The 24,774-nt window shown below is 70.3% G+C and carries 24 protein-coding genes and 1 pseudogene; 11 read left to right on the top strand and 14 right to left on the bottom strand.

The window, feature by feature from the left end:
- Positions 1-16: 16 nt before the first annotated feature.
- The 6 genes from H976_RS0100130 to H976_RS23700 all read right to left on the bottom strand — a co-directional run bounded on the left by H976_RS0100130 (position 17) and on the right by H976_RS23700 (position 7,816).
- The gene (locus H976_RS0100130) at positions 17-2,770 is read right to left on the bottom strand and encodes an AAA family ATPase (RefSeq protein WP_155917837.1); all 2,754 of its coding nucleotides are present in this window, start codon (positions 2,768-2,770) and stop codon (positions 17-19) included.
- 60 nt (positions 2,771-2,830) lie between these two features.
- The gene (locus H976_RS0100125; protein ID WP_027859867.1) at positions 2,831-5,356 is read right to left on the bottom strand and encodes an RNA helicase; all 2,526 of its coding nucleotides are present in this window, start codon (positions 5,354-5,356) and stop codon (positions 2,831-2,833) included.
- A 3-nt stretch (positions 5,357-5,359) separates the two neighbouring features.
- Positions 5,360-5,692, bottom strand: a complete 333-nt coding sequence (locus H976_RS0100120; protein ID WP_051275822.1) for a TraR/DksA C4-type zinc finger protein — start codon at positions 5,690-5,692, stop codon at positions 5,360-5,362.
- Entirely contained in the window at positions 5,689-6,111 is a 423-nt protein-coding gene (locus H976_RS0100115) for a hypothetical protein (RefSeq protein ID WP_155917835.1), read from the bottom strand. Before H976_RS0100115 ends, H976_RS0100120 begins: the two co-directional genes overlap by 4 nt.
- A gap of 216 nt (positions 6,112-6,327) precedes the next feature.
- Positions 6,328-6,843 carry a DUF4190 domain-containing protein gene (locus H976_RS23705; RefSeq protein ID WP_051275820.1) on the bottom strand — a complete coding sequence of 172 codons (516 nt, stop codon included), beginning with the start codon at positions 6,841-6,843 and terminating at the stop codon, positions 6,328-6,330.
- 43 nt (positions 6,844-6,886) lie between these two features.
- Positions 6,887-7,816, bottom strand: a complete 930-nt coding sequence (locus H976_RS23700) for a metallophosphoesterase (protein WP_036224033.1) — start codon at positions 7,814-7,816, stop codon at positions 6,887-6,889.
- Between the two features lie 59 nt (positions 7,817-7,875).
- Here H976_RS23700 and H976_RS0100100 point away from each other — a divergent pair, with 59 nt between their 5' ends.
- The 3 genes from H976_RS0100100 (at position 7,876) to H976_RS0100090 (ending at position 9,422) form a co-directional block, all read left to right on the top strand.
- Positions 7,876-8,649 carry an exodeoxyribonuclease III gene (locus H976_RS0100100; protein WP_027859864.1) on the top strand — a complete coding sequence of 258 codons (774 nt, stop codon included), beginning with the start codon at positions 7,876-7,878 and terminating at the stop codon, positions 8,647-8,649.
- Positions 8,646-9,086, top strand: coding sequence for an N-acetyltransferase (locus H976_RS23695; RefSeq protein ID WP_051275818.1), 441 nt, complete (start codon positions 8,646-8,648; stop codon positions 9,084-9,086). Before H976_RS0100100 ends, H976_RS23695 begins: the two co-directional genes overlap by 4 nt.
- A 69-nt stretch (positions 9,087-9,155) precedes the next feature.
- A complete protein-coding gene (locus H976_RS0100090) occupies positions 9,156-9,422 on the top strand; it encodes a GlsB/YeaQ/YmgE family stress response membrane protein (RefSeq protein WP_027859863.1) in 267 nt (88 codons plus the stop codon).
- Between the two features lie 64 nt (positions 9,423-9,486).
- Here the strand turns inward: H976_RS0100090 and H976_RS0100085 are convergent, their stop codons facing one another.
- Entirely contained in the window at positions 9,487-9,930 is a 444-nt protein-coding gene (locus H976_RS0100085) for a DUF1003 domain-containing protein (protein ID WP_027859862.1), read from the bottom strand.
- Between the two features lie 134 nt (positions 9,931-10,064).
- On the opposite strand from H976_RS0100085, the gene H976_RS0100080 reads away from it, so the two are divergent.
- The 3 genes and pseudogenes from H976_RS0100080 to H976_RS31050 form a co-directional block, all read left to right on the top strand.
- Positions 10,065-11,009, top strand: coding sequence for an aminoglycoside phosphotransferase family protein (locus H976_RS0100080; RefSeq protein ID WP_051275816.1), 945 nt, complete (start codon positions 10,065-10,067; stop codon positions 11,007-11,009).
- 66 nt (positions 11,010-11,075) lie between these two features.
- Positions 11,076-12,203 carry a DNA recombination protein RmuC gene (locus H976_RS23690; protein ID WP_051275814.1) on the top strand — a complete coding sequence of 376 codons (1,128 nt, stop codon included), beginning with the start codon at positions 11,076-11,078 and terminating at the stop codon, positions 12,201-12,203.
- A gap of 52 nt (positions 12,204-12,255) precedes the next feature.
- Positions 12,256-12,585 (top strand): annotated as a pseudogene (locus tag H976_RS31050) (DUF6542 domain-containing protein); the annotation flags it as partial.
- Positions 12,586-12,629: 44 nt separating this feature from the next.
- Here the strand turns inward: H976_RS31050 and H976_RS0100065 are convergent.
- Together H976_RS0100065 and H976_RS23685 are read right to left on the bottom strand one after the other, a co-directional pair.
- Entirely contained in the window at positions 12,630-13,250 is a 621-nt protein-coding gene (locus tag H976_RS0100065; protein WP_027859859.1) for an L-threonylcarbamoyladenylate synthase, read from the bottom strand.
- Positions 13,251-13,259: 9 nt separating this feature from the next.
- A complete protein-coding gene (locus tag H976_RS23685) occupies positions 13,260-14,270 on the bottom strand; it encodes a 4-hydroxy-3-methylbut-2-enyl diphosphate reductase (RefSeq protein WP_036223829.1) in 1,011 nt (336 codons plus the stop codon).
- A 38-nt stretch (positions 14,271-14,308) separates the two neighbouring features.
- Here H976_RS23685 and xseA point away from each other — a divergent pair, with 38 nt between their 5' ends.
- Positions 14,309-15,580 (top strand): exodeoxyribonuclease VII large subunit, encoded by a 1,272-nt coding sequence (gene xseA, locus H976_RS0100055; RefSeq protein ID WP_027859858.1) that lies wholly within the window; start codon positions 14,309-14,311, stop codon positions 15,578-15,580.
- Positions 15,573-15,785, top strand: coding sequence for an exodeoxyribonuclease VII small subunit (locus H976_RS0100050; RefSeq protein ID WP_027859857.1), 213 nt, complete (start codon positions 15,573-15,575; stop codon positions 15,783-15,785). Before xseA ends, H976_RS0100050 begins: the two co-directional genes overlap by 8 nt.
- A 4-nt stretch (positions 15,786-15,789) precedes the next feature.
- Here the strand turns inward: H976_RS0100050 and H976_RS0100045 are convergent, their stop codons facing one another.
- Positions 15,790-16,698, bottom strand: a complete 909-nt coding sequence (locus H976_RS0100045; RefSeq protein ID WP_051275812.1) for an SGNH/GDSL hydrolase family protein — start codon at positions 16,696-16,698, stop codon at positions 15,790-15,792.
- A gap of 53 nt (positions 16,699-16,751) precedes the next feature.
- Positions 16,752-17,327: a DUF4245 domain-containing protein gene (locus H976_RS28350; RefSeq protein WP_051275810.1), complete on the bottom strand. Its 576-nt coding sequence runs from the start codon at positions 17,325-17,327 to the stop codon at positions 16,752-16,754.
- 43 nt (positions 17,328-17,370) lie between these two features.
- Here H976_RS28350 and glpX point away from each other — a divergent pair, with 43 nt between their 5' ends.
- The gene (gene glpX, locus H976_RS0100035; protein ID WP_027859855.1) at positions 17,371-18,396 is read left to right on the top strand and encodes a class II fructose-bisphosphatase; all 1,026 of its coding nucleotides are present in this window, start codon (positions 17,371-17,373) and stop codon (positions 18,394-18,396) included.
- Between the two features lie 12 nt (positions 18,397-18,408).
- Positions 18,409-19,323, top strand: coding sequence for a carbohydrate kinase (locus H976_RS0100030; RefSeq protein WP_027859854.1), 915 nt, complete (start codon positions 18,409-18,411; stop codon positions 19,321-19,323).
- Here H976_RS0100030 and H976_RS23675 read toward each other — a convergent pair.
- Complete coding sequence (locus tag H976_RS23675) at positions 19,256-20,119, bottom strand: alpha/beta fold hydrolase (RefSeq protein ID WP_051275808.1); 864 nt, start codon at positions 20,117-20,119, stop codon at positions 19,256-19,258. The two genes, H976_RS0100030 and H976_RS23675, sit on opposite strands and share 68 nt — an antisense overlap.
- A 79-nt stretch (positions 20,120-20,198) precedes the next feature.
- Between H976_RS23675 and H976_RS0100020 the strand changes: the two genes are divergently transcribed.
- On the top strand, positions 20,199-21,125 hold the full coding sequence (locus H976_RS0100020; protein WP_036223826.1) for an alpha/beta fold hydrolase: 927 nt from the start codon (positions 20,199-20,201) through the stop codon (positions 21,123-21,125).
- On the opposite strand, the gene H976_RS23670 is transcribed toward H976_RS0100020, so the two are convergent.
- Positions 21,122-22,783, bottom strand: coding sequence for a sulfatase (locus tag H976_RS23670; protein WP_051275806.1), 1,662 nt, complete (start codon positions 22,781-22,783; stop codon positions 21,122-21,124). The genes H976_RS0100020 and H976_RS23670 overlap by 4 nt on opposite strands.
- Positions 22,784-22,855: 72 nt before the next feature.
- Positions 22,856-24,523, bottom strand: a complete 1,668-nt coding sequence (locus H976_RS0100010; RefSeq protein WP_027859852.1) for a sulfatase — start codon at positions 24,521-24,523, stop codon at positions 22,856-22,858.
- Positions 24,524-24,774 lie beyond the last annotated feature (251 nt).

Here is a 24,774-nt window from a genome sequence, read left to right as displayed (position 1 = left end):
CCGCATCAACGAATCGTCACGACGGATCCTCGGCGTCCTCGAGCGCCAGCGCCACCGCTTCGTCGAGGGAGAGCCGCGCACCCTCGACGAGCAGCTCCTCGAGGCGGGCCTCGCCCAGCTCGGCTCGCAGGGCGGCCGACACCCGATCGAGCTCGGGCGTGTCCCCCGGAGACGGGTCGACGCCGAGCCGCCGCAACGCCTCCTGGGAAGCTCCCATCAGCACGGCACCTCGCTCGGGACGCCCGAGGCCGAGGCCCGCTCCCGCCATCTGGGCCATCGTCGAGGCGAGCACCAGCCGCCGCCCCAGGGCCCAGCTGAGCCTGACGGCCTCGACGCACAGGCGCCACGCCTCCTCGTAGTCGCCACGGTGCTCGGCGATGAAGCTCAGGTTGCCGACGAACATCGCCTCGTGGGTCCGGTCGCCGGCAGCCCTGGCCACCTCGAGCCCTTCTTCGTACGCCGCGAGAGCGCGCACGTCGTCACCCGAGACGCGGGTCAGCTCGCCGAGGATGTTCAGCGCCTGGGCGAGCAGGGGCAGCTCGCCGACCCTGCGCGCCAGCCCGATCGCCTCCTCACACATCGCCACTGCGTCCGCGAGGTTGTCGGTGTCGCCGATGAAGGTCACCGAGGTCAGGGCCAGGGCATAGGCGAGGTAGCGCTCGTGCCCGAGCGGACGGAACAGGTCCACGGCGCACTGCCACAGCCGTCGACCTTCGCGCTGGTCGCGTCCCCACTCGACGAAGCCATGGGCGAGGTACAACCGCCCGACCAGGTAGGGGTCGAGCTCATCCACGTGCGCGAACGCCTGGACCGCCCAGCCCCGACCCTCGTCGTGGTGCCCTTCCCGGTGCCAGTAGGTGCCGAGGTCCGCGGTGATCCTCGCCTCGACCTCGAACGCACCGGTGGCCACCGTCCACTCGTGCGCGGCCCGGATGTCGGCCAGCAGCACGGTGATCTCCTCGATCCACGTGCCCGAGGCCCCGCCCCAGCGTCGCTCGTCGAGGTCGTCGAGGCGGTCCGCGAGGTACGCCGCATGCCGGTCCCGCACCGCGCGCTCCAGCTCGGCATCCTCCACGAGCAGCTCGCGGGACCGCTCACGCATCAGCTCGAGCAACAGGAAGCGCGGCAGGCCGTCGGCGTCGATGATCCGCCGGACGAGGCTGTGGTCGACGAGGCGGCTCAGCGACTCGACCACGTCGCGACCCGGCTGCGCGCACACCTCCTCGACGATCTCCAGGGGCACCGGTCCGTGGAAGACCCCCAGTCGCACGAACAGGTCGCGGTCGTCGTCGCCGAGCAGTCGCAGGCTCCAGTCGATCATCGCCGGGACGGTCTGCTGACGTTCCGGCGTACCCCTGCTCGCGCCGGCGGGCGAGCCCAGACGTTGGTTCAGCCGGGCGCGCAGCAACGGCGGGGAGAGCGTGCGCACGTGGCCGGCGGCGAGCTCGATGGCGAGTGGCAACCCGTCCACCGCACGGCAGATGGTGACCACGTCGTCGAGGTGTCGGTCGACCTCGAAGGCGGGGTCGATGGCCCGCGCTGTCTGCTCGAAGAGTGCGATGGCGTCGGGCCTGCCACCCTCGACGTCGGAGGACTCCACGGACAGCGGAGCCACGTCGTACACCTGCTCGCCGGGGACCCGCAGCCGTGCCCGTGACGTCGTCAGCACCCGCAGGTCCGGTGACCGTTCGATGAGACGGGGCACGATCTCGGCGGCCTCGAGCACGTGCTCGACGTTGTCGAGGATCAACAGCAGCTCCCGGTTGCGGAGCGCCTCCGCCAGGGCCTGGACGACATCGCCCTGGGACTCCACGAGGATGCCCAGCTCGCGGGCGATCAGGCCGGGCACCAGCGACGGGGAGCCGACCTTGGTCAGGTCGACGTAGCAGGCGCTCTCATCGGTACGGCGCAGCGCTACCTCGGCCGCCAACCTCGTCTTCCCCACGCCCCCCGGGCCCAGAAGAGTGAGCATCCGCTCCGAGTCCAGCAGCTCGTTGACCCGCTGGATGTCGCGTTCGCGACCCACCGTGCGGGTCGCCGGCGTCGGGACGCGCACGCGGACCGACTGCACCGGCGCGAGCTCCACCGGTAGGGCGGCCGCCTCGTCGCGCAGTGCCAGTGCAGTGGCAGTGAGCCCCTCCCCCAGCTCGCGCTGCCAGACCTTGTCCATCGCGTCGAGCTGGCGCAGGGCGGCGCGGCGGTCACCCCGGTGAAGGTGCTCCTGCACCAGCCGCAGGTGGGCGACCTCGTCGAGCGGGTCGGCGGAGATCAGCGCCTCCCAGCGGCCGAGGACGTGCAGCATCTCGGCGTACGCCAGCCGGAGGCGGTCGCGATCCTCCTCGGTCCACGGCTCGTAGGCGTCCTCGGGCAACAGCTCGCCGCCGTACAGCTCCACCGCCTCGGCGGCGGCCCCGACCCCGCCGTCTCCACGCGCGGAAGCGACGGCCGCGTCGAACGCGACCACGTCGACCACCAGCGCGGCGGTCGGCAGCAACGCCACCGTGTCGGACGAAAGCACCAGGCCGTCGCTCGCCCCGAGCGCCGACCTGGCGTAGTGCGCGGCCTTGTGCAGCCGGGGTGCAGCGCGTTCGACGAGCAGCTCCGGCCAGAGCAGGTCGATCACCTGCTCGCGGCGCAGCCGGTGGCCCGGGGACAGCGCCAGCAGCTTGACGAGCGCGGCCGGAGCCCGTCGCGACCAGGCCTCGTCGGGCAGCCGGACGCCGTCCACGGACACCGCGAAGCCGCCGAGCAGGCTGATGTCGACGCGCATGGTCACCCCTTGGACCGATCATCTCGATCGTAGGACGTGAGCGGACCGACCCCTCCTCGGCTAGAGCCGGACGAGCCCCGTCACGTCGAGGACCAGCTCGCCCTCGGCGTCGGACGCCTCGAGGTCGACCGTGGCCACGATCCGCCAGTCGTGGTCGCCCTCGGGGTCGCCGAGGATCTGCTGCACCTCCCAGGTGCGCTCGCGCTTCTCGACGATCAGCATCTGCGGACCGCGGGCATCCGGGCCGGTGTCGATGGCGTCGTGCTCCTCGAAGTACGCCGCCAGCTCCCCGCGCCACTCCTCCGGGCCGGTCGTCGAGCCGGCCTCGGCCTCGAGCTCGCCCAGCTGCTGCCACCGGTCGAGGGCCGCCAGCTCCACGCGCCGGAACATCGCGTTGCGGACCAGCACCGTGAAGGCGCGCTCGTTGGCGGTGATCCGCTCCGGCGTCGGCGGCAGCACGTCCGGTGCCGCGTCGGCCGCCAGCCGGTCGGGGTCGTTGAGCTGCTCCCACTCGTCGAGGAGGCTCGAGTCGGTCTGGCGTACGACGGCACCGAGCCACTCGACGATGTCGTCGAGCTCATCGGTGCGCACGCTCTCGGGAACCGTCTGCCGCAACGCCCGGAAGGCATCGCCCAGGTAGCGCAGCACCAGTCCCTCGGAGCGGGTCAGCCCGTAGAAGGCGACGTACTCGGCGAAGGTCATCGCCCGCTCGTACATGTCGCGCACCACCGACTTGGGCGACAGCGCGTCCTCGGCCGCCCAGGGGTGCCGCTGCCGGTAGAGCGAGTAGGTGTGCTCCAGCAGCTCCTCCAACGGTTTGGGCCAGGTCACCTCGTCGAGCAGCTCCATGCGCTCGTCGTACTCGATCCCCTCGGCCTTCATCTCGCCGATCGCCTCGCCGCGCGCGAGGTGCTCCTGGGCCCCGAGCACGGGCCGCGGGTCCTCGAGCGTCGCCTCGACGACGGACACGACGTCGAGGGCGTACGTCGCCGCCTCGGGGTCGAGGGTGTCGAAGACCGCGAGCGAGTACGCCGACAACGGCTGGTTGAGCGCGAAGTCGAACCGGAACCCCTCCGCAAGGCGCACCCGTCGACCATCGGGCTCGGGTGGGTCGACCAGCTCCACGACCCCGGCCGCGAGCAACGACCGGTGCTGGGCGGCGGCCAGGCGCATCAGTCGCAGCTGCGAGCGCGGCTCCTCGTGGTTGTCGCGCAGCAACCGCCGCATCGCCTCGGCCGGGTTGCCCGGTCGGGCGATCACGTTGAGCAGCATCGCGTGGCTGACCCGCATCCGGGACACGAGCGGTTCCGGTTCGGCGGCCACGAGCCGCTCGAAGGTCTCCTCGGTCCAGTTGACCTGGCCCTCGGGCGGTTTCTTGCGCTGCACGCGCTTGAGCTTCTTCGGGTCGTCCCCGGCCTTCCTCACCAGCCGCGCGTTCTCCACGACGTGGTCGGGCGCCTGTACGACGACGGTCCCGGCCGTGTCGAAGCCAGCCCGCCCCGCCCGGCCGGCGATCTGGTGGAACTCACGTGCCTTGAGCAGACGCTGACGGCGTCCGTCGTACTTGGACAGCCCGGTGAACACCACCGTCCGGATCGGCACGTTGATGCCGACGCCGAGCGTGTCGGTGCCGCAGATGACCTTCAGCAGGCCGGCCTGGGCGAGCTGCTCGACGAGCCGGCGGTACTTCGGCAGCATGCCGGCGTGGTGCACGCCGATCCCGTGCTTCACCAGTCGCGACAGGGTCTTCCCGAAGCCGGGACTGAACCGGAAGCCAGCGATCATCTCGGCGATCCGGTCCTTCTCCTCGCGCGTGCAGACGTTGATGCTGGTCAGCGCCTGCGCCCGCTCGAGGGCAGCCGCCTGGGTGAAGTGCACGACGTAGATCGGCGCCTGGTGGGTGCTGAGCAGCTCCTCCAGGGTCTCGTGAAGCGGCGTCAGCGCCCATTCGTAGCTCAGCGGCACCGGCCTGGTCGCGTTGCTGACCACGGCGGTCTCCCTGGCCGTACGCCGCTTCAGGTCGTCGACGAACCGGCTGACGTCACCGAGCGTCGCGGACATCAGCAGGAACTGGGACTGCGGCAGCTCGAGCAGCGGCACCTGCCAGGCCCAGCCCCGATCGGGCTCGGAGTAGAAGTGGAACTCGTCCATCACCACCTGGCCGATGTCGGCCGCCGCCCCCTCGCGCAGCGCGATGTTGGCCAGGACCTCCGCGGTGCAGCAGATCAGCGGAGCCTGCGCGTTCACCGCGGCATCGCCGGTCAGCATGCCGACGTTCTCGGCGCCGAAGATCCCGATCAACGCGAAGAACTTCTCCGAGACCAGCGCCTTGATCGGCGCGGTGTAGAAGGTGCGCTCCCGCCGCGCGAGAGCGACGAAGTGCGCGCCGGTCGCGACCAGGCTCTTCCCGGTGCCGGTCGGCGTCGACAGGATCACGTTGGCCCCGCTGACCAGCTCGATCAGCGCCTCCTCCTGCGCGGGGTAGAGGGTCAGCCCCTGCTCGGTGACCCACGTCTCGAAGACGTCGAAGAGCACGTCCGGGTCGGGAGGTTCCGGCGTCAATGGGAGGCGGTCGAGGAGCGTCATCGCTCAGCGCTTGCCCGCGTCCTCGACGCAGAGCACGGCCCAGGGCAGCGCCTCGAGCCGACCCTCGGGGATCGGCCGTCCGCAGACGTCGCAGCTGCCGTAGCTGCCCTCGTCCAGCTTCTCCAGCGCCCGCACGACGTCGGCCCGGACGAGCTGCAGCCGGTCGTGCACGGCGACCTGGGCCATCCGGTCGATCGCCGCGGTGGTGCCCTCGCCGATGCGCTTGCCGAAGGAGATGGCGCCCTGGTCGACGGGAGGCTTCTCCATCTCTGCCATCTCGGCGTCGATCTCCGCGAGCTTGGCGGTCAGGGTGGCGCGGACCTCGTCGGCGTTCACGTCGCGGCCCTCGACCCCGAGAGCAGCTCGCCGCGGTGTCGCCACGACCAGCTCAGGATGGTCACCGAGAAGACCAGCGTCAACAGCACGATCACCGCCTCGAACGCACCACCGCCGCCCTTGGCGAAGATGCCGTTCTCCACGTCGTACAGGAAGTCCATCGCGAACAGGTAGAGCCCAGCGCTTCCAGCGCACAGCAACCAGAACAGGGCCGACTCGTGGCGACGGCGCAGGGTGACCAGCGCGAACACGCAGGCCACGCCGAGCCAGAGGTCGGCGAGCGGGAAGGCGTTCTCGAACTCGTAGTACGCCGAGGTGTGCTCGCTCGCGATCCAGTCACGCTGGGCGAACCAGATGGACCAGTACGCGACATCGAGCACGATGGCCACGACCAGCATGGCCTCCACGGTGCGCCTCATGCGACGATCCAATCACCATGAGCACCATCGGTGAGCGCTTCGCCGACGCGATCGCCGTCCACGACGCGACCGCACTGCGCCGGAGGTCGTCGAGGTCGTCCTCGGGAACTGGTTCGAGAGGACCGACCTGATCGGTTCCGTGACTCGCGCCGAGGACGACCGCATCGTCTGGATGCGGGTGCTCTGCTCAGGCTTCCGCCCCCGCAACTGAGGCAATCAGGTGTTGTCGCACGTGAGCGAGGAGTTGCCGTTCTCGTCGATGACGGTGTGGCAGTTCTTCTCGATCTCGTTGCCGATCACGCCACCGACGGCGATCAGCACCACCACCAGGACCGCGGCGAGCACCGACCAGACGGTGCCGATCAGACCGGTGACGAAGCCGGCAGTGGCCAACCCGTCCCCGCCGAGCCGTCCCTGCGACTCCGCGATCTCGCGCTTGGCCTGACGCGACAGGATCATCGCCGGGACACCCAGGAACAGCCCGCACAGCACGATCGAGACGATGCCGAGGATGAGGCTGGTGGTGGCCTTGCTCGAGTTCGGCGCTGCGGGCGGGATCGGGTACTGACCCGGCGGGTACTGACCCGGTTGGTACTGACCCGGTTGGTACTGGCCGGGTTGGTACTGGCCGGGTTGGTACTGACCCGGCTGGTACTGGCCGGGCGGGTACTGACCCGGTGGCGGGTACTGGCCCGGAGGGTCGTTCGGCGGGTTCGGCGGCGTCTCGCTCACCCCCTGAAGTTAGGGCATGGCGAGGGCAGTGCCTAGGTCGCCGTCAGTCGAGCGCGTTCTCGTGGACCCACACCGGCGAGTCCTTCGCGGAGAGGAGCTCATGGCGCTCCGCGGGCGGCAGCGCCTCGATCTGCTCCATCAGCTCCGAGGAGTACCCCGCTTTTTCCTCGGCGTCCGGGACAGGCACCACGGAGTGCACCACGCGGTCGTCGTAGAAGTGCATCATCGTGACCGACTGGTGGCCGTCGACCGCGGAGAGCAGCCGCCCGACCGGAGCGGGGTCGGCGAGGTAGCAGGTCGAGGAGGCCACCGACACCGGCACCCCCGCGAAGGTGGAGTACGACGAGAAGTGGATGTGGCCCGCGATCACGCCACGCACGTCGGTGCCCTCGATGACCTCGGCCAGCAGGTGCTGGTCCTGCAGCTCGATGATCTCGGCTGCGCGCACCATCGGCACCGGGATCGGTGGGTGGTGCATGGCGAGAAGGGTGCCGTGCTCGGCCGGGGACGCGAGCTGGTCGGCCAGCCAGGCCAGCTGGGCCGGCGAGATCTCACCGTGGTGGTAGCCGGGGACGCTGGTGTCGAGGGAGATCACCCGGAGACCGGACACGTCGTGCACCCGATCCTGGGTGACGTCCTCGGTGACCTCCTCGCCGAACAGCTCGCGCGCATAGGGCTCGCGCTCGTCGTGGTTGCCCATCACCCAGACGACCTCGGCCCCGATGGCGTCGGCCGCCGGCTCGACGATCTCACGCAGCTTGACGTAGGCCTTCGGCTCGGCGCGGTCGGCCAGGTCACCGGTGAAGACGATCGCCTGGGGCGGGATCTCGAGGCGGCCCAGGCGGGACATCGCGCCGCGCAAGGTCTCGTGGGTGTCGATGGCGCCGTACAGACGACGCTCGGCCAGCAGGTGCGGGTCGCTCACGTGGGCGACGACGTGGGTCGGGAGGGGGTACTGACCCAACGGGATCACGGACACAAGCGTAGGCGGCCGAAGCAACACGTAGCGGGATTCCCGCATAGTGTCGCGGAGTGCGAATTGCCACCTGGAACGTCAACTCCCTGCGCAGCCGGATCGACCGCGTCGAGGCGCTCCTGCAACGCCACGACATCGACGTCCTCGCCGTGCAGGAGACCAAGGCTCGCGAGGACCAGCTGCCGCTGATGGGGCTGACGGTGCTCGGCTACGACGTCGCCTCGGCAGGGTACGACCAGTGGAACGGTGTCGCGATCATCAGCCGCGTCGGGATCGAGGACGTGCAGGTCGGTTTCCCGGGCATGCCGACGTGGGGCGACCCGGCGGCAGCGGAGGCCCGGGCCATCGGGGCGACCTGCGGCGGCGTACGGCTGTGGTCGCTGTACGTCCCGAACGGGCGCAAGGTCGACGATCCGCACTACGTCTACAAGCTCGAGTGGCTGGCCCGGCTACGGGAGGCGGCCCGGTCGATGACGGGCGACGTGGCCCTCGTCGGCGACTGGAACATCGCGCCGCAGGACGACGACGTCTTCGACATCGCCGTCTTCGCCAAGAGCACGCACGTGACCCCGCCGGAGCGGGCGGCCTTCGCGGCGTTCCTGGAGGACGGTTTCGTCGACGTGGTGCGCCCGCACGTGCCGGGCCCGGAGGGCTTCACCTACTGGGACTACTACCGCCAGCGGTTCGAGCGGAACCGCGGCATGCGCATCGACTTCGTCCTGGGCAACGCCTCGTTGGCCGCTCGCGTGACCGGCGCCTTCATCGACCGCGACGAGCGCGCCGGCAAGGGTGCCAGCGACCACGCCCCCGTCGTGGTCGACCTCTCGTGAGCCTCGAGCTGCGACCCGCCCGGGAGGCCGACGCGGCCTTCCTCACCGACGTGGTGATCGAGACGACCCGGGACCAGGGCCGGCTCGCCCCGGACTTCGACGAGCACGCTTTCCGCCGCCTGTACGAGCAGTGGAGCGCGACCCAGCTCGACGACACCTCGGTGATCGTGGTCGACGGCGCCGGCGCCGGCCGCCTGCGCGTCGTACGCACTCCGGAGTCGATCGAGCTCGCCGGCATCCAGCTGCTCCCGGCGTACCAGGGTATCGGCATCGGCCGCCTCGTCCTCGCCGGCATCAAGCAGGAGTCCTCCTCCACCCGGGTCCCCATCGAGCTCACCGTCGAGCTGGACAACCCCCGGGCGAAGGCCTTCTACGAGCGCGAGGGCTTCCGCCACGTCGCCAGCACTGATACCGACCACGTCCTCCGCTGGCCCTAGGTCGTCGCCGGCCCCGGCGGTCACCTCCGTCGTCCATGGAATCCGCGAATCCTCGGTTACGCTCCGGGCATGTTGATCCTCGCCATCATCCTGTTCGGCATGATCGCTGGCGCCGCGGCCCAGCTCCTGCTGGGCAAACCGGCCCGGGGTATCGACTGGCCACTCGCGTTTGGCGCCGGGCTGATCGGCTCGTTCGTCGGAGGGCTGCTGATCAGCCTGCTGGCGGGCGACGGTGTGGACCTGAAGCCGAGCGGTCTGATCGGGTCGATCCTCGGTGCGGTGATCGTCACCGCGGGATGGCTGTGGTTCAAGCGCCGAGGCGCGACGGCCCAGTAGACAGCACCGGTACCCAGCACATCGTGCGTAGCCCTGGGTGAGACTCGGTGGTCGAGGAGCAGACTCAGGTCGTCGCCGGCCCCGGGACGTCGTCGATCACGCGCCGGTGCAGCTCGGTGGTGAGGACGTGGATCTCGCGCGTGAGATCGGTGTTGGTCTTGAGCTCGAGCTCCTGCGCCACGAAGTCGTGGTCGGCCTTGGCCTGCTGGAACGCCGACTGCCGGTTCTGACCGATCATCACGAAGGTCGACAAGAAGATGGCTTCGAGCGACACCACCAGCGTCAGGGTCGGCCACGGGTTCGTCTCCGCGAACAGCATCCACAGGGCAAAGATCACCGCGTGCAGGTAGACGAAGGTCATCGACCCGGCGAGCTTGGTGATGGCATCGGCGATCCGCAGCTGCAGATCCTCTGCCTCCCGCGCCCGCATCGCCAGCACGACGGGATGCGCCCGGTGGGCCTTGCCCGTTGGCTTCGAGGGTTCTCCTGCGAGTGCTGGGTCGCTCATGGTTGATCTCCGTCCGCTGCGTTACCTCGACACCATCATCGACCGGACCTGGCCGTGCCACGGTCAGGACGCGGGAACGTGGAGTCGCTGAAAGTCGGTTGCGTCGAGGTCGAGCGGTGGGATTGGTTCCCGGGGTGGCTCGAGCTCTGCATGCTGACGAGATCCCGATCGACACCGAGCTGGTGCGCGGACTGGTGGATCGGGCGATGCCTGCCTACGCCGACGCCCCGCTACGCCGGCTCCCGGCGACCGGGTCCACCAACGCGATGTTCCGTCTCGGCGAGGATCTCCTGGTGCGGCTGCCGCGCCAACCCGGAGGTTCGGAGAGCATCTCGAAGGAAGCCAAGCTGCTGCCGATCCTGGGGCCAGCGCTGCCGGTCTCCGTGCCTGAGGTGGTGGGCGTGTTCGAACCGGCCGCCGACTACCCGGAACGCTGGTCGGTGGTCCGGTGGATCGACGGCGTACACCCCGGGGTGGTCGATCCGAGCACGCCCGTCGACTCCCGACGCGAAGACCTGGCGCAGGATCTGGCCTCGGTCCTGGACGCGCTGCAGCGGACAGAGGTGCCCGCTGGGGGTGACACGGACCCGCGCCTCTGGTCATACCGAGGCGATCCGCTCGCGACCATGGATCGGGCGACGCGGGAGAACATCGAGCGTTGCCGGTCCTTGGATGACTTCGGTTTCGACCTGGCCGCTGCCGAGCAGGTCTGGGACGCAGCCATGGAGCTGCCCGGAGCGGCGGTGCGTACGACGCCACGGTGGTACCACGGTGATCTGGCAGCCGAGAACCTGTTGATGCGGGATGGAGCTCTGGCCGCGGTCCTGGACTTCGGAGGCGCTTCGGTCGGCGACCCGACCGTTGACCTCGTGGTGGCGTGGGAGGTTCTGGATGCTCCTGCCCGGGACCTGTTTCGGAGCCACCTCGGCGTCGACGACGCCACCTGGCTCCGCGGCAGGGCATGGGCACTCTGCATCAGCCTGATGATCTGGTACTACTGGGCGACCATGCCGGAGAGACGTGCCAGCCGCGTGGCGGTGGGTCGCAACGTCCTGGCCGATGCGGGCTTCTCCGTATGACGACACCGCCCCGGCACCGGGCGCACGATCCACGATTGTGTCGGTCCCGGCTGCCACCCTCGCGGCATGGACATCATCCTTCCCCTCCTGACCCTCGTGATCGGGGTGCTGCTCGGCGCGGTCGCGGTGTTGGCGTGGTCGCGCCAAACCGGTGACCCCGACGTACTGCGGGCACTCTCGGCCCGCGGCGAGGACCAGGCCGTGCTGCGCGACGGGCTGGAGCGGCTGCACGAGCGGCTGATGGACGTCGAGCAGCAGCGCGCCTCCTGGCAGGGGCAGCTGCGCCAGCAGGTCGAGGACATGCGGCACAGCACCGACCTGCTGCGGCGCGAGACCGGCGCGCTGTCGACTGCGCTGCGCAAGCCGCACGTGCGCGGCCAGTGGGGCGAGCTGCACCTGCGTCGAGCGGTGGAGCTGGCCGGCATGGTCGAGCACTGCGACTTCGAGGAGCAGGTGCACCTCACCCACGCCGACGGCCACCACCGTCCCGACCTCGTGGTGCGGCTGGCCGGAGGGCGGTCGGTCGTGGTCGACGCCAAGGTGCCGCTCGACGCCCAGCTCGACGCGATGACCACCGACGACCCGGAGGAGGCGGCTGCCCACTGGCGGCGCCACGTGCGCCAGGTCCGCACCCATGTGGACGCGCTCTCGGGCAAGGCCTACTGGCGGTCGCTCCCCACGGCGCCCGAGTTCGTGGTCATGTTCGTGCCGGCCGAGTCGTTCCTCGCCGCCGCGTTGGAGACCGACCCCTCCCTGCTGGCGTACGCCGCCACCAAGGACGTCGTGATCGCCACCCCCACCACCCTGATCGCCCTGCTGCGCACGATCGCCCACGGCTGGACCACCGAGGCGCTGGCCGAGCGGACCCGCGAGATCCACGAGCTCGGCCGCGAGCTGCACACCCGCATCGGCGTGATGGGTGGTCACCTCGACAAGGTCGGGCGCTCGCTCAAGGCGTCGATCGAGGCCTTCAACAGTGCCGTCGGCTCCATCGAGAGCCGCGTGCTGGTGACGGCGCGGCAGTTCGAGGACATCGGGGTCGCTCGGGAGCCGCTCGCGCCGGTGCAGCCGGTCGACCAGGTGCCCCGCCCGCTCACCGCCGCCGAGCTGCTCGACGCAGTGGCCGAACAACGCCCTGACCTGCACGAACTCTCCGAGGGGGGCTCCGGCGAGTCGCGCCGATCCAGCGCCTGAGGCGGCCTACCTTGTGCCTGTGAGCGCACCCACCCTGTGGGAAGAGGGCCGGATGACCGGCAGCCGCGTCACGCGGCTGGCAGTCGTGGCCGCCCTGGTGGTGCTCGCCCTCGACCTCCTGGTCCAGCGGCGACTCACCTTCGTCTTCGACATCGGCTTCGTGCTGGTCTGCATCGGGGCAGCCCTTGCGGTGCACCCGCGCGACTTCTTCCACGTCGGTGTGCTGCCACCGTTGCTGCTGCTCGGGCTGATCTCGCTGGTCGCGATCGTGCACAGCGGGTGGGTCGGCCAGACCGGCGACGGCTTCGTGCAGGCGGTGGTCTCGGGGCTGGCCCACCGGGCGACCGGCCTGCTGGCGGCGTACCTCCTGGCGCTCGGCGTGCTCGCCATCCGGCAGCGCGTGATTGCCAAGCGGCGTCGCTCGACCTACTCGAAGCGCGAGGTGTCGCCGGCGCCCACGCGAGCGACGACGGGCAGCCCGTCGGAGAAGTCGACCACCGTCGTCGGCTCGGAGCCGCACTCGCCGGAGTCGATCACCGCGTCCAGCCAGTGATCCAGCTCCTCCTTGACCTGCCAGCCGTCGGTCATCGGCTCGGTCGCGCCCGGCATCAGCAGCGTGCTGGACAGCAGCGGCTCCCCCAGCTCGGCGAGTAGGGCCTGCACCACGGCGTTGTCGGGGATGCGGACGCCGACGGTGCGCTTCTTCGGGTGCATCAATCGCTTCGGCACCTCACCCGTCGCGGGCAGGATGAACGTGTAGGGACCGGGCGTGGCCGACTTGATGGTCCGGAACGCGGCGTTGCTCAGGTGCACCAGCTGGCCGAGCTGCGCGAAGTCGCGGCAGACCAGTGTGAAGTGGTGCTTGTCGTCGAGCTGGCGCAGCTGTTTGATCCGGTCGAGGCCATCGCGGTTGCCGAGCTGGATGCCGAGCGCGTAGCCGGAGTCGGTCGGGTAGGCGATCAGCGCGTCGTCACGCAGCAGGGCCACGGCCTGCGCGATCGCCCGCGGCTGCGGGTCGACCGGGTGTACGTCGAAGTAGCGGGCCACCTCAGCGCCTCACCCGTCTGAAGACGCAGCCGCTGCCGTACGCAGGTCGCGGCGCAGCTCGGGGGGAAGCGCGAAGATCAGGGACTCCTCGGCCGTGTGCACGGCCTGGGCGTCGGGGTAGCCGCGCTCGGTGAGGAAGGCGAGTACGCCGTCCACCAGGTCGTCGGGCACCGAGGCGCCGGAGGTCACGCTGACCGACTGCACGCCCTCGAGCCAGGCCTCGTCGATCTCGGAGGCGTCGTCGACACGGTGGGCCGCCCTGGCACCGGCCTCCAGCGCGACCTCGGCCAACCGGACCGAGTTCGAGGAGTTGGCCGAGCCGACCACGATCACCAGGTCGGCACCGTCGCTGATCTCCTTGATCGCCAGCTGGCGGTTCTGGGTGGCGTAGCAGATGTCGTCGCTCGGCGGGTCCAGCAGCTGCGGGAAGCGCTCGCGAATGGCCTCGACGGTCGCCATCGTCTCGTCGACGGAGAGCGTGGTCTGCGAGAGCCAGGCGACCTTCTCCGGATCACGTACGACGATCCCGGCCACGTCCTCGGGCCCTTGCACCAGCTGGATGTGCTCGGGAGCCTCACCGGAGGTGCCCTCGACCTCCTCGTGCCCCTCGTGGCCGATGAGCAGGATGTCGTAGTCGTCGTTGGCGAACCGCTTCGCCTCGTGGTGGACCTTGGTCACCAGCGGGCAGGTCGCATCGATCGTCTTCAGGTTGCGCGCGGCTGCCTGCTCGTGCACGAGCGGGGAGACCCCGTGGGCGGAGAACACCACCGTGCGGCCTTCCGGCACCTCGTCGAGCTCCTCGACGAAGATCGCACCGCGCGACTCCAGGTTGGCCACGACGTGCTTGTTGTGCACGATCTGCTTGCGCACGTAGACCGGCGAGCCGTAGAGATCCAGCGCCTTCTCGACGGTGATCACCGCGCGGTCGACGCCCGCGCAGTAGCCACGGGGTGCGGCCAGGCGCACGGCGCGCTCGGCCTCGTCGGGCGAGAGGACGCTCGGCGTACCCAGGTCAGTCATGCCCACAACTGTAGGTGGCCAGCACTAGGGTGCGAGCCATGCCCTTGGAGACCTCGCCCGAGCATCCGGCGCCGGTGCGCCAGATCACCCAGGCGATCGGTCAGTGGGTGGAGCGGCTCGGCGCGGTCTGGGTCGAGGGACAGGTCACCCAGATCAGCCGTCGCGGCGGGATGAACACCGTCTTCCTCACCCTTCGCGACAAGCTCGCCGACATCTCGGTGCCGGTCACCTGCAACCGCGGGGTGATCGACTCGCTGCCCACACCGCTGGTCGAGGGCGCCCACATCGTCTGCCACGCCAAGCCGTCGTTCTACGCCAACCGCGGCACGCTCTCGCTCAACGTGCGCGAGATCCGTCTGGTCGGCGAGGGTGAGCTGCTGGCCCGCCTCGAGCGGCGACGGCAGCTGCTGGCCGCCGAGGGCTTGTTCGCCGAGGAGCTCAAGCGCCCGATCCCCTTCCTGCCGCGCAACGTCGGACTGGTCACGGCCCAGAGCTCCGCTGCCGAGCGCGACGTCCTCGACAACGGCCGGCGACGTTGGCCGGGGGTGAACTTCACCGTGCGCTACGCCGCAATGCAGGGGATGCACGCCGCCCGCGAGGTGATCGAGGCGATCCAGTCCCTCGACCGCGACGAGGCCGTCGACGTGATCGTCGTCGCTCGGGGAGGTGGCTCGGTCGAGGACCTGCTGCCGTTCTCCGACGAGGCGTTGATCCGCGCCGTCCACGAGATCCGGACGCCACTGGTCTCCGCGATCGGGCACGAGCCCGACTCCCCCATCCTCGACCTGGTCGCCGACGTACGCGCCTCGACGCCCACCGACGCGGCCAAGCGGGTGGTGCCGGACGTCGCCGAGGAGGCCCAGCGGGTGCTGCAGGCCCGCGAACGCGGCCGGATGGCGATCCGCTCGATGATCGACCGCGAGGTCCACCAGCTCGAGTCCCTGCTGTCCCGGCCCAGCCTGGCCGACCCGCGCACCGGCCTCGACGAGCGGCGGGTGGAGGTCGACGGCCTGGTCGAGCGGGCTCGGCGTACCTTCCGCCACCGCCTCGACCGGGGCGAGGACGACCTCGTCCACCAGGTGGCCCGCATCCGCGCGCTGTCCCCGCTGGCGACCCTGCGCCGGGGGTACGCCGTGCTCTCCGACGCCGAGGGGCAGGCACTGTCCAGCGTCGCCACCCTCGAGCCCGGCCAGGACATCCACATCCGGGTGGCCGACGGACGCATCGGAGCGACCACCACCACGGTCGACCGCATCGAGCTGATGACCGACCACGACGACGAGACGGACACCGAGGATGGCGATGGCTGAGCAGAAGGACGACCTCTCCTACGAAGAGGCCCGCGATCGACTGATCGAGGTGGTCCGCACCCTCGAGCAAGGCGGCACCAGCCTGGCCGAGTCACTTGCGTTGTGGGAGCAGGGCGAGGAGCTGGCCAAGGTCTGCCAGCGCGCGCTCGAGGGCGCCCGCGCCCGCCTCGACAAGGCCCTCGACGAGGACCCGTCCGAGGACTAGTGCCCTAGGAGCCCTCGACCGCCGCGAGCGCCGAGCGGAACTGGGAGGCCGCGCCTGCCGAGTTCGGGTGCGCCGGGACGGCGACCGCCGGTCCGTTGACCGAGACGCCGCCCAGCCCCTCGACGTAGCGCACGTTCGGCAGCGCGCACACGTGGTGCCCCAGCGAGGGCACGTAGGTGTCCACGAACTCGGCGCCGCCCTCGTCGGCGGCCCGGTGCACCATCGCGTTCAGCTTCTCGAACGTGGCGTGCAGGTAGGCCATGTCGGAGTCACTGATCGGGACGAACGGGTAGCAGCCCTTCTCCGGGATGCCGGCCAGGTAGTCGAGCATCAGCACCCGGGCGTTCGGCGAGCGGCGGTGGATCTCCTGGAGCGCGGCGACCAGCTTGGGCTCGGAGGCGTTGATGCGCTGCTCGAGCTGGTCGACGCCCCCAGCCGTGTACTTCTCCTTGCAGTGCGCTCCCCGTGGGTCCGGGTTGATGCAGTCGGTGGCCGCACCAGCGAACCCGGCGTCGTTGCCGCCGATGCCGACGGTGACCAGGTCGGTGGTCGGCGTCAGCCGGTCGAACTGCGCCGGGTTGGTCTCACCGGTCGGCAGTCCGGTCTGCGGGGCGTAGAAGTCGTCGGTGGTGGCCGAGCCGCACGTGGCGTCGCGGAAGGTCGGGACCTGCAGGGCGGCTGCGAGGAGCTTGGGGTAGTTGCGGTGCGACTGGGCACAGCCCGTCGGGGCGTACGTCGAGTCGGGGATGCCGTCGGTGTCGGCCACCACCACGTCGGCCGACCACGAGTCGCCGAGCGCGACGTACTCCTGGTAGGCCGGTGGCGTCGCCGCGCGCGCCCACGGCGCCAGCACGGTCAACGGGAGGACCACGGCGGCGACCACGAGGAAGGTGGTCAGGACTGGCTTGCTCACGGTGCCTCCCGAGTCGGACGGTCAGGAGGTACAACGCGCCGCGCGCCCAGAGGTCACCCGGGAGGCCGGACCGACCCACCCTCCAGGCGGCCGGCGAAGTCGCGGATGGTCGCGGGCGACGCCGGCCCGACCACCAGGTAGGACTCGACACCGCCCGGGACAGGCACGGTCCGGGACACCGCGTAGTCGCCGCCGGCGTCGGTCCAGGTCTGGTAGGTCTGACCGTCGATCCTCACGTCCTTGCCCTGCACGGCGTCCTCGTCCACGTGCTCCTCGACGAGGTCCTTCACCCCGCCCAACGCCTCCTCGACCCCGACGTACTTGCCCGTGTCGGTGAGCATCCCGAGGTGCCAGCTCGGCGTCGTGCCGGTCTCGTAGGTCGCGCTGGTGGCCTTCCATCCGTCGGGCAGGCTGGGCGGTGCCATCACGAGCAGCTTGTGGTCGGCGCGGCCGGCCCGCATCATCGCGGTGTAGTCGACGGCACGCACCGGAGTCGTGTCGTGGTCGGTCTTGAGCGCGTTGAGTCCCCAGAAGGCGACGACTGCCACCACGGTGACGATCATCGCGCCCACGAGACCACCGGTGGAGCGGGTGTAGCGGCCGCCCCCGGCGCTGCTCGTCTGGCTCATGCGACCCATCCTGCCAACCGCTGTGGAGGCTACGATCACTGCCATGTCCGAGAGCCACATCCCTGACTCCCTGTCCGTCGCTCCCTCCTCCCCCGACCGCAACCTGGCTCTCGAGCTGGTCCGGGTGACCGAGGCGGCCGCGATGGCCGCCGGTCGCTGGGTCGGCCGGGGCGACAAGAACGGTGCCGACGGCGTTGCGGTCAACGCGATGCGGGTGCTGATCTCGACCGTCGGCATGCGCGGCGTCGTGGTGATCGGCGAGGGTGAGAAGGACAACGCCCCGATGCTGTTCAACGGCGAGGAGGTCGGCGACGGCGACGGTCCCGAGTGCGACGTCGCGGTCGACCCCATCGACGGGACCACGCTGGCCGCCAAGGGGATGACCAACGCGATCGCGGTGCTGGCCGTCGCGCCCCGGCACACGATGTACGACCCGTCGGCCGTCTTCTACATGGAGAAGCTCGTCACCGGGCCCGCGGCCGCCGACGTCGTCGACATCCGCTACCCGGTGGCCGAGAACATCCACCAGGTAGCGAAGGCCAAGGGCTCCAAGCCCGAGGACGTCACCGTCGTCGTGCTCGACCGGCCCCGCCACGAGGAGCTCGTCGAGCAGATCCGGGGCACCGGAGCGCGCATCAAGTTCATCACCGACGGCGACGTCGCCGGGGCGATCATGGCGGCCCGCGAGGGCACCGGCATCGACCTGCTGCTCGGGATCGGCGGCACCCCCGAGGGCATCATCGCGGCGTGCGCGATGAAGTGCCTGGACGGCGTCATCCAGGGACGGCTGTGGCCGACCGACGACGCCGAGCGCGAGCGTGCGATCGACGCCGGGCACGACCTCGATCGCGTCCTCTACACCAACGACCTGGTCGCGGCCGACGACTGCTTCTTCGTGGCCACCGGCATCACCGACGGCGAGCTGATGCAGGGCGTGCGCTACAAGGCCGGCGGTGCCTCCACGCACTCGCTGGTGATGCGCTCACGCAGCGGCACCATCCGCTCGATCCACTCCGAGCACAAGCTCTCGAAGCTGCGGGCGTACGCCGACGTCGACTTCGAGCGCTGAGCAGGCACTCGCGTGATCGTCGTCGCCGGCGAGGCCCTCATCGACGTGGTCGTCGACTCCGACGGTGACAGCTCGGAGACTCCGGGTGGCTCACCCCTCAACGTGGCGGTCGGGCTCGGCCGCCTCGACATCCCCGCCACCCTGATCAGCCAGGTCGGGCACGACGAGCGCGGCGGGCTGGTGGTGCAGCACGTGACCGGCAGCGGCGGCGAGATCGTCGCCGTACCCACCGCCTCAGGACGTACGTCGGTCGCGACCGCGCGCCTCGACAGCACCGGTGCCGCCCACTACGACTTCGACCTGGAGTGGTCCCTGCCCCGCCAGGAGCTGCCGCCGTGCCGTGCGCTGCACGTCGGCTCGCTCGGCACCCTGCTCGAGCCGGGACGCGACAGCGTCCTCGACCTGGTCGAGCAGGCCTGCGCCCGGGAGCTGTTCGTCAGCTACGACGCCAACCTGCGCGACTCCTTCATGGACGACCGCGAGCGCGCGTGGCGCGACGTCCGGGCGCTCGGAGCCCGTTGCACGCTGGTCAAGCTCAGCGACGAGGACGCCGAGCTGCTCGATCCCGACTCCGATCCCGACGACGTGGCGCGCACACTGCTGCGAGGCGACCGCACCCGCATGGTGCTGCTCACCCGCGGGTCGAAGGGCGCGACCGCCTACGCTAACGGGTCCGAGATCAGCGCCACGCCACGTCCGGTCGAGGTGGTCGACACGGTCGGCGCCGGCGACGCCTTCATGGCCGCGACGCTGGCCCAGCTCTCCGACCTCGACGCCTTCGAGCGTCCCGGGCCGGGGCTCCCGCTCGACGAACCAAGCCTTGCCCGATTGGTGCGCGGGTCGATCGAAGTCGCTGCCGTCACGTGCGAGCGACGCGGAGCGAACCCACCTCGTCGGCAGGATCTTCCTGCCGGCTGGCCCGCCTGAACTGCTGCGCGCGCAAGGCAGTGAGCACGTGGTCCATCACCACCGGGTCGACGGCCATGCCGACGTGACTCGTGCGCACCTCGACGTGCTCGGCCGCCGGGTCGAGGCAGGCCCGCCAGTCGACGATGCCGTCGCGCTTGCTGTAGATCGCGGTGAACGCGAGGTCGGGGTCGATCGGCAGCTTGCTCTCCTCGAAGCTGAGTCGGGCACACTCGCCGCCGAAGCAGTCGGAGCTCATCATCCCGCGGAAGCCGGCTCGGGTGAGCCGCGCCAGCATCTCGGCGTCCCACGCCAGCACCTTGTGCACGGCTCCCGGCGCGAGCACCGGGCTGCCCATGCTCACGATGCCCTCGATGAGATCGGGCCGGCGGGAGGCCAGCCCGCGGGCCAGCATGCCGCCGAGGCTGTGCCCGACGATGGTGACCTTGCAGTTGCGCCGGATGGCGATCGTCTCGATGCGCCGCTCGAGCCGGTCGGCCGCCTCACGGGTGCAGCCCGCGTTGACGTGGATCTGCGAGCGGTAGGTGCGGAAGCCCTGGTGGCGCAGGAACAGCGCCATCGCCTTGAGGGTGGCGTCACCGGCCATGAACCCCGGGACGAGCAGGACCGGGTCGTGGGCCGTGATCTTGTGGGTACCGGCGTACGGCAGCAGGGCCCGGGCCCGTCGGTCCGCCCTGGTACGCCGGATCAGCCGCCCCGCCTCCACGACGGTGCTGGCCTCGCGGGCCAGTGCGCGCAGCCCGGCCGGGCTGTCGAAACCCGTGGGCAGGAGGAACGAACCGAGCGGTGAGTTCACTCAAAGAAGGTAGCGTTGTCAACTAGTTGCGCGTGGGATTTCACCCCGTTCATCGACAAATCGTGAAAAGGCGGTCTAGATGTCGATCCCGGTGTCCAAGGAGCTGTTTGCCGAGGTCGCACCCGGCGTGCAGCTGTGCTACCAGACCTTCGGCAGCCCGGGCGGTGACCCGCTGGTGCTGGTGATGGGCCTCGGCGGGCCGATGACCTGGTGGGACCCCGAGCTCTGCACGATGCTCGCCGAGGCGGGGTTCCACGTCGTCCGTTACGACAACCGCGACACCGGACGGTCCTCGCGCTCCCGGGGTCGGGTCTCACGGACCCAGCTCGTCCGCTCGTTCCTCGGCCGGGGCGGTCGACCGCCGTACACCCTCAGCGATCTGGCTGCCGACGCGTTCGGCCTGATGGACCACCTCGGCTGGGAGAGCGCCCACGTCGCCGGGGTGTCGATGGGCGGGATGATCGCCCAGACGATGGCCGTCGACCAGCCGCGCCGGGTGCGCTCGCTGACCTCGATCATGTCGACCCTGGGCAAGCGCACGGTCGGCTGGCAGCACCCCGCGATCCTGCCCGCGCTGATCGGACCCCGGGCTGCGGGCCGCGAGGCCTACGTCGCCTCGTCGACCAGGATGTGGCAGCTGATCGGCTCCCCCGGCTTCCCCAACGACGACGCCAAGGTGCGGTCCCGGGCCGAGGAGACCTTCGATCGCGGCGTGTCCGCGAGCGGGGTGATGCGGCAGATGCTCGCGGTCCTCAACCAGCCCAACCGGTCGCGCAGCCTGGCCGCGCTGCGGATCCCGGCCGCGGTGGTGCACGGCTCGGCCGACAAGATGGTGCACGTCTCCGGCGGTCGTGCCACCGCCCAGGCCATCCCCGGGGCCGAGCTGCTCGTCATCGACGGGATGGGCCACGACATGCCGGCGGAGCTGTTCGAGACGTTGACCGACGTGATCCGTCGTACGGCGGACCGGGCTGGTCAGGACGCCGCCTCCCACCGCTCGGCCTAACGAGTCGCCGCCCGGCACTGCGCCGGCGTGCAGTCGTCCCACTGGCGCAGCTTGCGCATCAGGGTGCGCGCCCACGGCTGGTCGTGGTCGGCCGCGAACACGTTGGTCCTCTCGAAGAACCCGCGGTGGTAGCGGTAGAGCTCGTAGGCGTAGCGGTGCCCGGACCACGAGTTGTCGAGGTCGAAGCGCGCGAGCAGGCCCTGTCGGCCACGCACACCGATGTACGACGGCACCTGCTCGAGGTCACCCCCGACCGCGGTGTCGTTGTCCACCTCACCGGGCTGTGAGAGCGCGTAGGTGTGGTCGAAGAAGACGTAGCGGCCGCCACGGGCGTGCGGGTGGCGCAGGCTGTTCAGGAACGAGACGCCGGAGACCGAGGACGGCGGCGTGATCCCGGCCAGCCGCTCGAAGGTCGGTGCCAGGTCGATGTTGCTCACGAACTGGCGACGCGGACCCGGAGTGACACCGGGACCGTCCACGACCAGGGGGACCCGCGTGTCGAAGTCGTACGGCGTGCCCTTGCCGCCGTTCAGCCGCAGCTGGCCGAGGTGGTAGCCGTTGTCGCTGGTGAGGATCACGTAGGTGTTGGGCCCGACAGCGGCACGCAGGCGGCCGATCATCCGGTCGACGGCCTGGACCATCCGCGCGCGGTTGCGGTACTCGCGCAGGGCCTGGGAGGCCTTCAGCGTGACCGGGTTGACGTTCCACGGCGGTGCCGGTGACGTCGACCCGTCGCGGTGCAGGTAGGTCGGCGCGTTGTCGGCGCGCGGGTCGCCGAACCCGGCCAGGTCACGCAGCGCGAGCTGGCTGCACAGCTTCATCCCGCAGTTGCCACCGGTCGGGTCGCCCGTGGGTGGGCGGTCGGCGAAGGCGGGAGGGAACGGCGGGTTGTCGGGATAGGCCTTCTTCAGCTGGGCGTGCGGTGCATAGGTGGCCACCTCGAGGAAGTACGGCTTGTTGTCGTCACGGTGACGCTGGACGAAGTCGACGGCGTCGCGCGACTCGACGTTCGTGGCGTAGTGCGCGTCGAGCTGGTCGGTCGTCGAGTCCCGCGGCGGCTTGGCGTCGTACGTCAGTCGCATTGGCCCGTGCTCGTTGTGGTGGGCCCGCCAGAAGCCCCACTCCGGGTAGCCACCGCCCAGGATCGCGTCGAAGTGGTCCCAGCCCGGGACGATCGGCGGCGGCACCCGTTTGCCGTGCTTCATGGTGACGTCGTAGCCGTTGAGGTACTTGCCGACGAAGCCGGTCGTGTAGCCGCTGCGCTGGAGGGCGAGGTTGAAGGCGCGCTGGGCGTTGCCGTGGCGCCTGAACGCTGCGAAACCCCCGATCGGGTCGCGTGGGTCGTTGGGGGTGTTGGTGAGCACGCCGGTCTGGTGGGGCGGCCGGCCGGTGAAGATCGAGGTGCGCGAGGAGCAGCACAACGAGTCCACGACGTGCGCGTTCTGGTACGACGCACCCTCGGCCGCCATCCGCATGCTCTGCGGCATCGTGGCGAGCAGCTCGTAGGACGCATCGTCCATCAGCACCATCACGATGGACGGACGTCCGCTGGCGGTCTCCTGCGGCCCCTGGTGACCAGCGGTCGCCCGCCCTGCGGGAGCTGTCGCGAAGTGGATCGCCGTGGCGACCAGGATCAGGGTTGCCAGAGTGGCGCTCACGCCGAGTGTCTTCCTCCACGCCATCCCCACAGCATGGGTAGTCGACCTGATGGCAGCCTGAGGGAAGGCGAATCAGCGGCTGAGTGCTCGGCACTCCTCCGGCTCGCACCCGTCCCACGCCCGCAGACGGCGCATCAGCTCGCGCGCCCACGGCTTCTCGTGGTCGGTCGCGAACACGTTGCGGTCCTCCCACGGGACGTCGTAGCGGTAGAGCTCGTAGGCGTAGTCGGTGCCGCGGGCCGAGTCGTCGAGGTCGAAGCGCGCCAGCAACCCGCGCTTCCCCCGCACCGCGAGGTACGACGGCACCTGCTGGATGTCACCGCCGGAGGACCTGTCACTGTCCACCTCACCCGGTTGGAGCTTGGCGTAGGTGTGCTCCATGAACACGAACCGACCACCCGGCGCCTGCGGGTTGGCCAGGCTCGAGGCGAACGAGGTGCCCGAACGGTAGGACTTCGGCCGGAGCCCGGCGATGGTCTCGAAGGTCGGCGCGAGGTCGATGCTGCTCACGAGCTGAGATCGTGCGCCCGGCTGCACGCCGGGACCGGCCACGACGAGCGGCACGTGCGTGTCGAAGTCGTAGGGCGTGCCCTTGCCTCCGTTGAGCTGCAGCTGGCCGAGGTGGAAGCCGTTGTCGGAGGTCAGGAAGAAGTAGGTGTTCGGGCCGGCCTCCGCTCTCAGCCGACCGAGCATCCGGTCGATGGACTGCACCATCCGGGCACGGTCGCGGTACTGCTGGAGCGCCATCCGGTCCTTCAGCGTGACCGGGTTGATGTTCCACGCCGGAGCAGGCGCGGTGGTCCCGTTGCGGCGCAGGAAGGTCGGCGCGTTGTCGTCCCGCGGGTCGGCGTACCCCTTGAGGTCGCGCAGGGTCAGCCGGCCGCACGGCCTGGTGCCGCAGTTGCCGCCCGCCGGGTGCCCCTTGGGCGCGCGGTCGGCGAAGGCCGACGGGAACGGCGGGTTGTCGGGGTAGGCCTTCTGCATCTGTGCGTGCGGCCCGTAGGTGGCGACCTCCAGGAAGTACGGCTTCTTCTGGTCGCGGTGCTCGCGGAGGAAGGTGCCGGCGTAGCGGGACATGACGTTGGTGGCGTAGGCGTGGTCGAGCGTCGCCGTCGATGCGCTGCGCGGCGGCTTGCGGGTGTGCCGCATCCGCACCCGGCCGTCCTTGTCGAGGTACGTCGTGCGGAATCCCCACTCGTGGTAACCGCCGCTGAGCACGGCGTTGAAGACGTCCCACCCCGGGATCTTCGCCGGGGCGAAGTTCTCACCGTGGTTGGTGTACATGCTGTAGCCGTTCATGTACTTGCCGATGAACCCCGTGGTGTAGCCGCCCTTCTGCAGGGCGACGTTGAAGGCCTTGGAGGTGTTGTCGTTGCGCACGAACGCCCGGTAGCCACCCATCGGGTGCTCCGGGTCGTTCGCCGTGTTGGTGAACACCCCGGTCTGGTGGGGCGGCCGGCCGGTGAAGATCGCGGCGCGAGAAGGGCAGCACAGCGAGTCGACGACGTGGGCGTTGCGGTACGTCGCACCGACCGCGCGCAGCCTTTGCGCCTGGGGCATCGTCGCCAGCAGCTCGAGCGAGAAGTCGTCCATCAGCACCAGCACGATGTTGGGCCGGTGGTCGGCATGCGCGACCTGGACCGCCGACGACCGCCCGGCGGCGGTCGCGAAGTGGCCGCCGGCCACCGTCACGGCCGTGGCCAGCACCACCCCGAGCAGGGCACCCGTTCTGCGTCGCACGTCTGGTCCATCCTGTTAAAATCCACTAAGTCACTAGAGTTTGCCCTAATAACTGGGAACGAACCAAACCACCCGCGTGTCGCACCGGTCACAGGGACCGTCACGACACGCGGGCGGGCGTTGCTTCAGGCGCTGAGACGGTCCCCCGTGTCGGCGTCGAAGACGTGGACGTCGTGGGGGTCGGTGGTCACGTGCAGCACGTCGCCCTTGTGCACGGTGTTGCGTGCCGCGACGCGCACGATCACGTTGCT

It is taken from the genome of Marmoricola sp. URHB0036 (genome assembly GCF_000426045.1).
Lineage (GTDB): Bacteria > Actinomycetota > Actinomycetes > Propionibacteriales > Nocardioidaceae > Marmoricola.
Note: the sequence above shows the minus strand (reverse complement) of the source record. Positions and strands in the feature narration are given on the sequence as shown.

Coding starts and splice junctions, on each gene's coding strand:
- H976_RS0100130 (WP_155917837.1), bottom strand. CDS start 2,770: ATGCGCGTCGACATCAGCCTGCTCGGCGGCTTCGCGGTGTCCGTGGAC.
- H976_RS0100125 (WP_027859867.1), bottom strand. CDS start 5,356: ATGACGCTCCTCGACCGCCTCCCATTGACGCCGGAACCTCCCGACCCG.
- H976_RS0100115 (WP_155917835.1), bottom strand. CDS start 6,111: ATGAGGCGCACCGTGGAGGCCATGCTGGTCGTGGCCATCGTGCTCGAT.
- H976_RS0100090 (WP_027859863.1), top strand. CDS start 9,156: ATGTTGATCCTCGCCATCATCCTGTTCGGCATGATCGCTGGCGCCGCG.
- H976_RS0100085 (WP_027859862.1), bottom strand. CDS start 9,930: ATGAGCGACCCAGCACTCGCAGGAGAACCCTCGAAGCCAACGGGCAAG.
- H976_RS23690 (WP_051275814.1), top strand. CDS start 11,076: ATGGACATCATCCTTCCCCTCCTGACCCTCGTGATCGGGGTGCTGCTC.
- H976_RS23685 (WP_036223829.1), bottom strand. CDS start 14,270: ATGACTGACCTGGGTACGCCGAGCGTCCTCTCGCCCGACGAGGCCGAG.
- xseA (WP_027859858.1), top strand. CDS start 14,309: ATGCCCTTGGAGACCTCGCCCGAGCATCCGGCGCCGGTGCGCCAGATC.
- H976_RS0100050 (WP_027859857.1), top strand. CDS start 15,573: ATGGCTGAGCAGAAGGACGACCTCTCCTACGAAGAGGCCCGCGATCGA.
- H976_RS28350 (WP_051275810.1), bottom strand. CDS start 17,327: ATGAGCCAGACGAGCAGCGCCGGGGGCGGCCGCTACACCCGCTCCACC.
- glpX (WP_027859855.1), top strand. CDS start 17,371: ATGTCCGAGAGCCACATCCCTGACTCCCTGTCCGTCGCTCCCTCCTCC.
- H976_RS0100020 (WP_036223826.1), top strand. CDS start 20,199: ATGTCGATCCCGGTGTCCAAGGAGCTGTTTGCCGAGGTCGCACCCGGC.